We start from the raw sequence: 9,489 nt of genomic DNA on the forward strand, positions 1-9,489 counted from the left end.
GGATCGGGGGGGTGCCTTCCCGAGTAGAAAAAGGAGATATCATGGATCTGACCGAAGAAATGGCAAAGGTGTTTGAGGCTGAGGCCGCCACGCTCGCCGCAATGCCGGCGCAACAACGTGCAGATGCCATTGAAGATATGATGTTCACGGTGGTCAGGCAGACCGGGATTTATGACACACGTTTGACAAGTGAGCTCCGCTTTTCCAAGGCAGAACCCACCGTCGTGATCATTCAGCCCACAGCAGAGCTCATGGATGATCAAAGCCAGGCTGGCATGGCGTTGCGAAAGGCCCTGGGCGAAGTCTCGGACATCCTTCTCGCCTGCATGTTCATGCTGGAAGAGGAAGAAGGACGGGCGCTGTTTCAGAGTATTCGCACTGCAAACCTCGAGATGTCTGTCGCGAGCGACGGAGAAGTGCAATGGGGATACGAAGTCTCAGTGAGCTCCATCCTGACGTCCGGCTTCCTCGGTCGCTATACATCCCAGAAGATGGAATACTTCCACCCTGAGGTTCTGCGGCGCGTCTCTCTGATCTTCTCCGCAGCACTCGCCACCCTGCCCTCAAATGTTGACAGATCCTCTGTCTTTGCTGCACAGGAGACGCGCTTCCCAAAGCCTGGTGACCCGATCCGCGCGCAGATCCGGCATGTCGTTGCCGGAGGGTCTGTTCACTGACTTCGCCGCGCCCGGGAATATAAGCGCTTAGACAGCCCGCGCCCGCATCTTTAAAAGAATCTCAGCGTTCCAACATCCTTCCTGAGCGCACTCGAGGACCTACCCAACGATAATCACATGAAACTATCCTACGAATAAAAGAGAGAGTTCTATGCGGTGTTCATAGCGATCACCGTGATAGACCCTCCCCCTCCTTAGCTGCAATCGTCGGGCATGCATTTCTCTTCAGCCGCGGAGGGGGAGTGCCAGCAGAAGCCTTGGTTCACACGATCGCCTTCACCGCAGCCGCTGCCATTGACTGGGCCTTTTGCGGCAGATCAGCCCGGAAAGATTGAAATGGTCGCAAAGACCAGCGGCGGCAGTCTGCTTCGCGGGAATCTGAGCCATTCGCTGGTCTAAGGCCTACAGCGGGCACAGCCAACGGCACGGAACGCACACTGCCTTTCAGTCATATATTTGTCGGAAGCATCATCCGCGTCTAAATTCAATGCGAAAGCGAAGGTTAATTGCCTTTGCGACGTCCACGCAACCGGAGACGGACATCATGAAAAGACTCAAGGCGCTATCGATGCCCGTCCTGGGGGCTTTGGGGCTCATATTTATCGCCAATATCGCTTCTGCCGATCTGTGGCACAATGAAGCCGTCATGAGCCGTAACATGACCTTCTACACACCTTCCGAACTCGACTTGTCAGGCGCAGCCGCGACGCCAGCAGTCTTCGTTTTTGACGATGCAGCCGTATCGGGTGCTGATATCGCTGCACGTTTCCGACTGTGGGAATATTCACAGGAGCAAGGTTTCAAGATCGTCTTCGTTGGAGCGGCGATTGCAGGAAGCGGTGGCAACGGCGTCCCTACTCAAGATCAGCTCTTCGTGAAAATGATGAGCCGTTCGATCACGGATGGATTCGTCGATCCGAGAAACGCGTTCATTGTCGGCTTCGGATCGGCAGCCAGCCGGGCCTTTCAATTCGCCTGCGATAACCCAGGTCAGATCCGCGGTATCGTGGCGATTGATTTCGAAGGGTTCGACACAGCTTTCACATGCGGAGATGCAACCGGACTTTTTGTCCTTTCTGTTCATGACGGCACGCCCTCAGCACTTGGCGCTGGCAACGTCGGGCCTGGCCGCGATTTTACTGTCATCGATGACGCGCTCTCCATGCTGGGTAGTTCTGGAGCAACTGTGCAGCGCGTCGCGCTGACTGGCGCTGACGACCGATATCCTGATATTGCCGCGAAGTTCTTTGACGAGAATAACGTCCCCCTCGACAAAATTTCGGCGGCCTTTATCGGCAAGGTCATGCACAAGTAGCCAGACAAAAGCCGGGCACGATATCAGTCGTGCCTGTAGCGCATCTCAGGCGGCACAGCATGGACCTGGACTGGCCCCGCATTGACCGGGCGAAGAATGGTGGGCAAGGGTTCCGCGATGCGATCAACGGGCGATACAATCTGTGTTAGGTAGCCTCGCGTTTCGCTCGCCTGGATCGGCCCGGTCTTAGGCGTGATCTGCGACATGTTCTCCCAGACGCGCACTTGCTGGGATGCATTCACAATGATGTCGAGATCGCCGTCTCCGTCGAGATCATCCAGCGCGACACTGCGCGGCGACAGGTCACCCAGACCAAAATTGAGAACGCGATCCTGCGGCTCAAATTTACCGCCGGGCTGCTGGAGAAAGATGCGTACGTTGCAACCATAAGGGCTGTCGTCGAGAAAACCATTTACGACGACAAGATCCTCGAGCCCGTCTCCATTGAGGTCGCCTGCGGCCGAACCCCAACTCCACTCACCCCCACCGTATTGCAACTTCCCCTTTGCAATGTCGACGAGCTGCCCTTTCTGTTCATCCCAGGCGATAAGCAGGTCGGCCTCGATTTCATGCGGCCGCTCCGGGTCACCATACGGCCAATCCGGGCCATCGAAAATGTTGGTGACATGAAATGCAGCACGACCATCCACCCGGATCGGCGTGAAAGACATGCCGAAAACGATATTCTCGATCTCGGGTGCCAAGGGTAATAACTCACCCGTCGTACCGTCAATGACCTGAACTAGCCCATAGTCCTTGATCAGGACCTGGTCAGGCACGCCGTCATCGTTGATATCCATGTAACCCCCAGCCGATGCTGAGCCAGACTCGATATCGATACTCTCCACGTAGACAAAACCGTTGTCGGTCCGACTCAACAGGATCGTCGGATGGACAACATGATCAAAAGTTGATTGCACGAGTAAAGCGTCTTCGTCCCCGTCGCCATCTGCGTCGAGAAAGATAATCCCATACCCAGAGAAGTCTTCAGATGGAAGTCCTTCGGCAGCAACGCCATTCAGATCAAAATCCCCATCAGGACGGCGTGCATAAAACAGGGGCACTTTTTGACCAAAAGCGAGGATGCCGTCCACAGCCTTGTCACGGCCATGAGTAAAATACGCCCCCGACACATCCTCTGGTGTCAGCCGCCACATCAGCTTCCATGCGAGAACGCCTTTGCCGGAGGTATTATCATAAAGCGAGATCTCATCGCGCCCGGAAACCAGCGCCTCTTTCAGGCCATCACCGTCGAGATCGGCCATCGCGATAGATCCCGCATAGACGTCGTGAACTTCGACTGGGAATTTCCGGGTCAAGGTGTCGGGCAAATCGGCAGTTACTTCATGAAACGACAATGAGCCGAACAATGTGCCACGCAGCCATGCCCACGCGGTCTCCGTTGTATCGAGAGCATCTTCTGTCTGCTCCAGTAGCCATGCATCAAGCATCGGCGCATTGCTCCCCCACCATTGAGGCTGATCAGGCGTCAATCCGAGGTGCGTGCGCGCCACGGCCCTACCGAGCGCCATACCAGCGTCGTTGTCGCTCATCATGTGGACGCCGCCCCAGACGCGTGATTTTTGACTGTCATCGGCCAATCGACGATAAGCACGGGCATTGCGCGGATCTTCATGGGCGAGAAACATAGCCGCTGCGGCAGCCATCGTGGCATGACCGCTGACATAGCCCGGGAATGGAGGGTTGCCGATCGCATTGCCAATCTTACCGACCCGCATGTTGGGGCGTGCGCTCCAATCGCGATACTTGACCCTCCAGGTGGCGATAGCCGCGTCGCGCAGTACATCGGCCAGACCAGATGCCAGCCGGGTAAAGTCTTGCGGCGCCATGCTCTGCCCGGCATGAGAGAAAGCGATGCTCTGCCACAAGTCGGTTGGATTGAAACCTCCCGACACTGCGTTCTTCTCAAAGCCGTCAGACCCCTGCCACCATATCGAGTTCGCGATCTGGGACCTTGTCTTGATGCGGCTAGCGAGCCGCACCTGCACAAGGTCAAGATCATCGATGGCGTCGCCAGGGCGCGGCGCACGTGGAACCTGCGGGAGATCCAGAGTGCGGGAGAATGGATATCCACCAGATGCGGCATCTCCGTCCTGTGCACCGTAAGGGCGCTCCCAGAAGCCGCTGTCAGCATCACCCTGGGTGGTCGGAGGTTTCGACAGCTTCATGGCGATCAGATTGTCGGTTCTATGGCGTAACGCCGCGATATCTTCAATTTCCGCACGACCGAGTAATTCCAACGGCTCTTCAATATCCGCGAGATCATCGAACCCATCGAGCCAAAGCCGCGCGCCGACGGCATCCCACGCGGCGTAAACATCAGCCGATCCGATAACGGCCGCCGCCTGACCATATTTCGCATCGAGATCACGGTAAGCTCCCAGGGCCTCGCTCATGATAATGGCCCCAGTCACGGGACCAGTGCCCGTTTGACTAATCCGGGTTGAGATACGTTCTGAGAGATAACGCACCGGCTGCACAACAGGCAGGCCCCGCAACACATCCTCCTCATATCGAGAGATGTCTGCCGGAAACCATGATAGGTGCATCCCAATCCGCCAGCCTACACCTGCCATCGAAGAAATTACAATTGCCACCGATGTCATCAAGAAAAGACGTGTGCTGGATTTTCGCATTGGAACCTCGAAGAATGACTTCGCAGGAAATGCGTATGTTTCGGCTGAATCGGAAATCCATCCGGACCTCGCAGAGAGATCGCTTAGTGCGCGCAAGCAAGGCGTTTCTCCATCGACTAACGAAAGGCTCCGAAATACCGCTTAGAAGTGAGATCTAAATGCGCAGCGACACGTAACTGTCGAGCGCAGGACAGGTTAGCAAACACCGCTCCGGAAACACCACGAAATCCCAACTCACCCAAAAGTAGAAATCGAACCCTCCCTCATCCTCTCGAAAAGCTCGGCACGCCAACGTGCTTCAACCAAACGCTACTGAACCTGATGAGAGGCCTGCACTTGACTGCGCAAGGCTAAAACCGTCACGACGACACCGACACCTGATGCGAAAGTGGACATTGCTGCGGCGCCATGCTGAATGCATACATATCGAGGTAGATCAACGCAAAACGGTGGCGATGGAACGAAGCCGACATGCTGAACTGCGGACGACGCAATGCCAGAAAATGGCTATCCACATGACAGGTCGCCGCATCGTTAAAGTGAAGCTCGCAGCATGGATTCTGGCTCCACCAACCACCAGCAGCACCATCTCCTCCGCATGACACAAACCCAGTTTTTCTTTGGATACGGCAGTCTCGTCAATAGGTGGACGCACCACTATGCTGATATGCATCATGCACGTCTGGCAGGTTGGCGTCGTGTCTGGCAGTATACAGCTCCTCATAATTTCGTTGCTCTATCCATTCGGCCGGCCTCGACGTGTGACGTCGTTAAAGGCCTGATTGCCGCTGTCCCCGGCGCTGACTGGACAGCCCTTGACAACAGAGAGGCAGGGTATGATCGGCACGATGTTACGCAGTGCTGCCAGACGTCACAGAACGCGACTGCGATCAATATGTATATGATGAGATCAGATGTGACTGAGGTTCTTGATCTGCGACACGGGATCGCCCTCACCTATCTGGATATCGTCGTTGAGGGCTACATGGAGCAGTTCGGCGAAGGTGGCGTTGCTGATTTTTTCGCGACAACCGATGGGTGGGACACTCCCGTTTTCGACGACAGGACGTGCCCAATTAAGTCGCGCTGCCGCCAAGCTGATCCATCGATATACCCAGTCGTGGACGCGTGGCGGCACCGTGTAGGAAGACGCATCTAAAACAGCCTGTTTCAGATTTGAATGTTCATGTCTCACGGTTGATCGGAACGTGCAGAACAGCAGAGCAATATTCTCTCGACTCTGATCCACCATCAAAGCAATATATCACAAATGATCTACCGCGGAGCAGTGCTGATGGGTGCCTAAAAGATATGAACTCTGGGAACGTATGATCAAACTTTAGATTAAAACTTTTTGGAGGTTAGTATGAGTAATAATCCTACCAGCTACGGAAATGGATCTAATTCACAAGGAAGTGGTAACTCCCTTTTATTAGTTTTATTGGGGGTGTTCGGTGTAATCATGTTGCTTTCATACACACTCTCATCAGGCGAACCCAAGAATGCTGCCGTAAGCTGTTTGAACCAAACATCGCAGCCTTACCCTGCCACCGGCGGTGGAAATATCCATTGCATGGAGCAGACGATACAGCGGTTTTACCCTGCTGGTGATTATCCAATCATTACCGTTCGAGACGCTGCTGGAAAAAGACCTCCGAGTGATTATCAGGTTTATTCCGCACCCGCCTACTGCGACAAAACATATTCCAACTCTGGAACTATCAACTCTCAATACGACGTTTTGGCTTGTATCATCCGTGACGAAAACGGTGGAAGCGTCTGGAATATGGGTCCTAATGCGCTGCCAAAATTTGCAAAAAAGAATGCTGCTGGGTTGATTCTTGATATTCAATAGTTGCCGAGACGGTATGTAGGACCCATTGGCGTCTAACAACTATATTGATGATTCACCGGTCGGACTTATTAAACAAAATCGGGCGACAGTTTCCTGTCGCCCGCGGTTGTAAAGCAGGAAGATCTCCAAAAGTCACGAGATCTGTTTTGGTTATCGTCGACGGGTATCCTGATCCGACTTAGGCAAACAAAAAGCTGTCTGCGAATGTCGTTTGATAGCCCATATCCTCCAACGCAGCCAAAGTCAGAGATGACATGTTGTTCGAATAGTTCAGTTGCGTCGACATGAGCTCGTTGCCGAAAGTAGCTTCGTCCCAGTGCTTTCCAGCCGCTCCGGACCCACCATCTGTCTCAATCGGCACGCCCTTATCTGAAAGGGTATCCTTGGAAGCAATCGCCTGGAACAGTGCGTTGTAGACAAGAGTGGCATTTTCTCCATTGAAGCGAAGGTCGCCATTGTAGTTATCGACAAGACCCATGGTTTGCCATGCAGTCCCGAAACCCATCGCATGCAGCATTTCGTGCTGCAACAAATCGTCAAGCAAGCCGAGGTTCATGGCTTGAGTGATGTCGGCGGAATCGATCGTCACATGGCCCGTCGCCGCAAGCTTGGTGTCGAGCCGCAACGCATCGTATCCACCCTTTCCCCAGGTTCCGCCGGCCCCATCGATTGCTGCCGATGTCAGGGTGATCCGAATGTCGTCAATGCCGTTGTAAGAAGGCAAGTCACCGATCACGGTATTGCTGATGTTCTCGGCAGCGGCGTAGGCTTGTGCCTTCGCTGCGTCCGACCAAGCGCCCACAAACATGAGTTCGATATTGAAACCATCAGGGGTGTCCAGACCGCTCACGTAGTCAGCCTTCGCCGGAGTTGGCGCAGGCGCAGGTTCTGACGGGGTTGTCGGCGTTTCGTCGACAACCGGCTCAGTCGGAACGGTGCTCTTGATGGGCTTGCCCCGGCCGCCACCAGCAGCACCAGCATCACCCCCCTTGAACGCAGGCTTTCCAAGCCCGTCAAGGTCCGATGAGATGTCGCCGAACATAGGTCCGTTTGCCTTGGAAGGTGCATCTTGATGTTCGAAGACCTTGTGGTTTCCGGCACCCTTCATTTCGATATGGCCAAACGAATGCTTGGCCTCATTGATCGCTGATGCGTTCTCGGCGGCAACATCGATCTTCATTTTCTTCTTCATTTTTCTGCCTTGTGTAAGATCCGGAGAAAATCTCCAGGCAGAAAATGGGTCCGATGTTGAGGCAACAAAGCATAAAATGCTAAGAATATTACCGTGGATACTGATCGCGATTCTAGCATCTCGGCACAACGACGCCTAAGTAAAAGCGATACCTCAAGATGATCCGTTGTGAGCAGCTGGTTATGCGACATCCAGGGCTAATCTGCCAACATCATCATCGATAGCGGAGGGCCACCATCGGGACGTCCGGTTAAACTGTGACCGCAAGGTTGGTCATTTGTCCGAAAGGGCCTTGATCATACGATGAGGAGCATTTGCGCTGCAATTTCATAGCGTCGCATTATCGTTGTGCTGCCCCGCTGGCGGGCCAAGAAAGTATTTCTCGCAGGTGTTCTGAGTGGGAAGCTCTCCGTCACGAAAGGACGGTGCCGAAAATCCTCAACACCTGCCTTGCTGACAGGCCATGCGGTCGAAGTGCAGATCATGTTGGTGACACGCAACGCTGATGATTTCGGCCGGCTCCGTTCGCTCAGGCCAAGATCTAGCGTCCTTTTTTTATGGCGTAAAGCTGCGGCAAAGTGGGCCGATCATCCTCCCGCCCGATGCCGACCGGGGTGCCGAAAGCCCAGCCATCTGTTCGAAGCCTAGAGCCTCAACTACAACTTGAGGCGCATGCAACCCTCACACCCGGCGTTCGGAGAGGGGGTCCAAAAAATTTTGCACGGCAAGGTCGATGATCGTGAACGCGTCTCAACTTCCCCAAAGAGGAAATGTTTCTAAGTTACATCCTGAAATGGGTTGGTGCATTTTGAGCGAAAAACTGTGGAAGGGTGACGCGGCATCGTATAATACTGACCACAGCATACGAGGTCAAAATGAACAAACCTATTCCAGAACGTGCGCTTACCGTCGAGGAGGCCGACATCGGCCTGGATCGCGATGTTTTCCTGAGATCTCTGTTGAGAGAACTTGCCGGGACGCTCGAGAGCGTTGTCGGTCTGGAAGAGGCTGCCGGTTACATCAGCGTTGTGGGGGGGTGCAATCGGCGAGCAACTGGACACGTCATTTCGCAAGGCGCTGGCCGTGGACAGACTTTCCAAGGATCAGGTGCGTGATGTTCTGGTGGGCCTCAAAAGTCGGATTCAAGGCGATTTCTACGTCATCGAGGAACGTGAAGACAGGATCATTCTCGGGAACAGTAGGTGTCCGTTTGGAAAATTCGTGGAAGGGCGGCCATCCCTGTGCATGATGACGTCCAATGTCTTCGGATCTATCACGGCGCAAAATCTCGGTTATGCACGGGTTGAGATAAATGAAGCGATCGCGGTTGGCGATCCGGGATGTCGCGTGGTCGTTCACCTCAAGCCTTCAAGCGAGGTGGAGGAAAATGCGCGGGAATACTTCAGTATGGAAAGCTGATTGCGATATGGAGTTGCGCCAAGGCGTCATCAATCTGGAGTTTCTGACAGAACCTGCATTTCTCGTTGATTTCAAAGGCGAGATCCGAGGGATGAATTCCTCTGCAATGAAGGCATTTGGTAAAGCCTCCAGCTTGATTGATATCTCAGCCGGCGACCGTGAAGACGTTCTGGGACACTTGCGCCAGGCGAGTAAATCGACATCACCCCATCTGGGTTCGTTGAAAATGACTCAAGGCGTGGACGTGGTTCGTTATCGCGCGGCATCGGCAAGAACACAGTGGCCCGGCTGCGATGAGAACATGCTGATTATCAGGCTTATGCCAAACTCGGATGGCCGCTTCGACATGCTGAAAAGGCGCATTAAGGAGATCG

Annotated in this window: 9 protein-coding genes; 6 read left to right on the forward strand and 3 right to left on the reverse strand. The window is 54.2% G+C overall.

Annotated elements, in window-relative coordinates; genetic code table 11:
- Window positions 1–41 precede the first annotated feature (41 nt).
- Both ACOI1H_RS21370 and ACOI1H_RS21375 read left to right on the forward strand, forming a co-directional pair.
- Window positions 42–677, forward strand: a complete 636-nt coding sequence (locus tag ACOI1H_RS21370) for a hypothetical protein (protein ID WP_422440015.1) — start codon at window positions 42–44, stop codon at window positions 675–677.
- 544 nt (window positions 678–1,221) lie between these two features.
- Window positions 1,222–1,992 (forward strand): hypothetical protein, encoded by a 771-nt coding sequence (locus ACOI1H_RS21375; protein ID WP_422440016.1) that lies wholly within the window; start codon window positions 1,222–1,224, stop codon window positions 1,990–1,992.
- A gap of 23 nt (window positions 1,993–2,015) precedes the next feature.
- On the opposite strand, the gene ACOI1H_RS21380 is transcribed toward ACOI1H_RS21375, so the two are convergent.
- Both ACOI1H_RS21380 and ACOI1H_RS21385 read right to left on the reverse strand, forming a co-directional pair.
- Window positions 2,016–4,409: a hypothetical protein gene (locus ACOI1H_RS21380; RefSeq protein ID WP_422440017.1), complete on the reverse strand. Its 2,394-nt coding sequence runs from the start codon at window positions 4,407–4,409 to the stop codon at window positions 2,016–2,018.
- A gap of 676 nt (window positions 4,410–5,085) precedes the next feature.
- On the reverse strand, window positions 5,086–5,325 hold the full coding sequence (locus tag ACOI1H_RS21385) for a hypothetical protein (RefSeq protein ID WP_422440026.1): 240 nt from the start codon (window positions 5,323–5,325) through the stop codon (window positions 5,086–5,088).
- Between ACOI1H_RS21385 and ACOI1H_RS21390 the strand changes: the two genes are divergently transcribed.
- Window positions 5,317–5,808, forward strand: coding sequence for a gamma-glutamylcyclotransferase (locus tag ACOI1H_RS21390; RefSeq protein WP_422440024.1), 492 nt, complete (start codon window positions 5,317–5,319; stop codon window positions 5,806–5,808). The two genes, ACOI1H_RS21385 and ACOI1H_RS21390, sit on opposite strands and share 9 nt — an antisense overlap.
- Window positions 5,809–6,015: 207 nt before the next feature.
- The gene (locus tag ACOI1H_RS21395) at window positions 6,016–6,504 is read left to right on the forward strand and encodes a hypothetical protein (protein WP_422440018.1); all 489 of its coding nucleotides are present in this window, start codon (window positions 6,016–6,018) and stop codon (window positions 6,502–6,504) included.
- Window positions 6,505–6,682: 178 nt separating this feature from the next.
- Here the strand turns inward: ACOI1H_RS21395 and ACOI1H_RS21400 are convergent, their stop codons facing one another.
- The gene (locus tag ACOI1H_RS21400) at window positions 6,683–7,696 is read right to left on the reverse strand and encodes a leishmanolysin-related zinc metalloendopeptidase (protein WP_422440019.1); all 1,014 of its coding nucleotides are present in this window, start codon (window positions 7,694–7,696) and stop codon (window positions 6,683–6,685) included.
- Between the two features lie 1,083 nt (window positions 7,697–8,779).
- Between ACOI1H_RS21400 and ACOI1H_RS21405 the strand changes: the two genes are divergently transcribed.
- Both ACOI1H_RS21405 and ACOI1H_RS21410 read left to right on the forward strand, forming a co-directional pair.
- A complete protein-coding gene (locus ACOI1H_RS21405; protein ID WP_422440021.1) occupies window positions 8,780–9,115 on the forward strand; it encodes a methanogen output domain 1-containing protein in 336 nt (111 codons plus the stop codon).
- The coding region (locus tag ACOI1H_RS21410; protein ID WP_422440022.1) for a hypothetical protein at window positions 9,084–9,489 on the forward strand (406 nt) is incomplete at its 3' end. The genes ACOI1H_RS21405 and ACOI1H_RS21410, both read left to right, overlap by 32 nt.

Source organism: Loktanella sp. DJP18 (genome assembly GCF_049310965.1).
GTDB lineage: Bacteria > Pseudomonadota > Alphaproteobacteria > Rhodobacterales > Rhodobacteraceae > Loktanella.

Bases quoted from the DNA above. Each gene is read 5' to 3' on its own strand.
- ACOI1H_RS21370 (WP_422440015.1), top strand. From the start codon at position 42: ATGGATCTGACCGAAGAAATGGCAAAGGTGTTTGAGGCTGAGGCCGCC.
- ACOI1H_RS21375 (WP_422440016.1), top strand. From the start codon at position 1,222: ATGAAAAGACTCAAGGCGCTATCGATGCCCGTCCTGGGGGCTTTGGGG.
- ACOI1H_RS21380 (WP_422440017.1), bottom strand. From the start codon at position 4,409: ATGAGCGAGGCCCTGGGAGCTTACCGTGATCTCGATGCGAAATATGGT.
- ACOI1H_RS21390 (WP_422440024.1), top strand. From the start codon at position 5,317: ATGCATCATGCACGTCTGGCAGGTTGGCGTCGTGTCTGGCAGTATACA.
- ACOI1H_RS21385 (WP_422440026.1), bottom strand. From the start codon at position 5,325: ATGATGCATATCAGCATAGTGGTGCGTCCACCTATTGACGAGACTGCC.
- ACOI1H_RS21395 (WP_422440018.1), top strand. From the start codon at position 6,016: ATGAGTAATAATCCTACCAGCTACGGAAATGGATCTAATTCACAAGGA.
- ACOI1H_RS21400 (WP_422440019.1), bottom strand. From the start codon at position 7,696: ATGAAGAAGAAAATGAAGATCGATGTTGCCGCCGAGAACGCATCAGCG.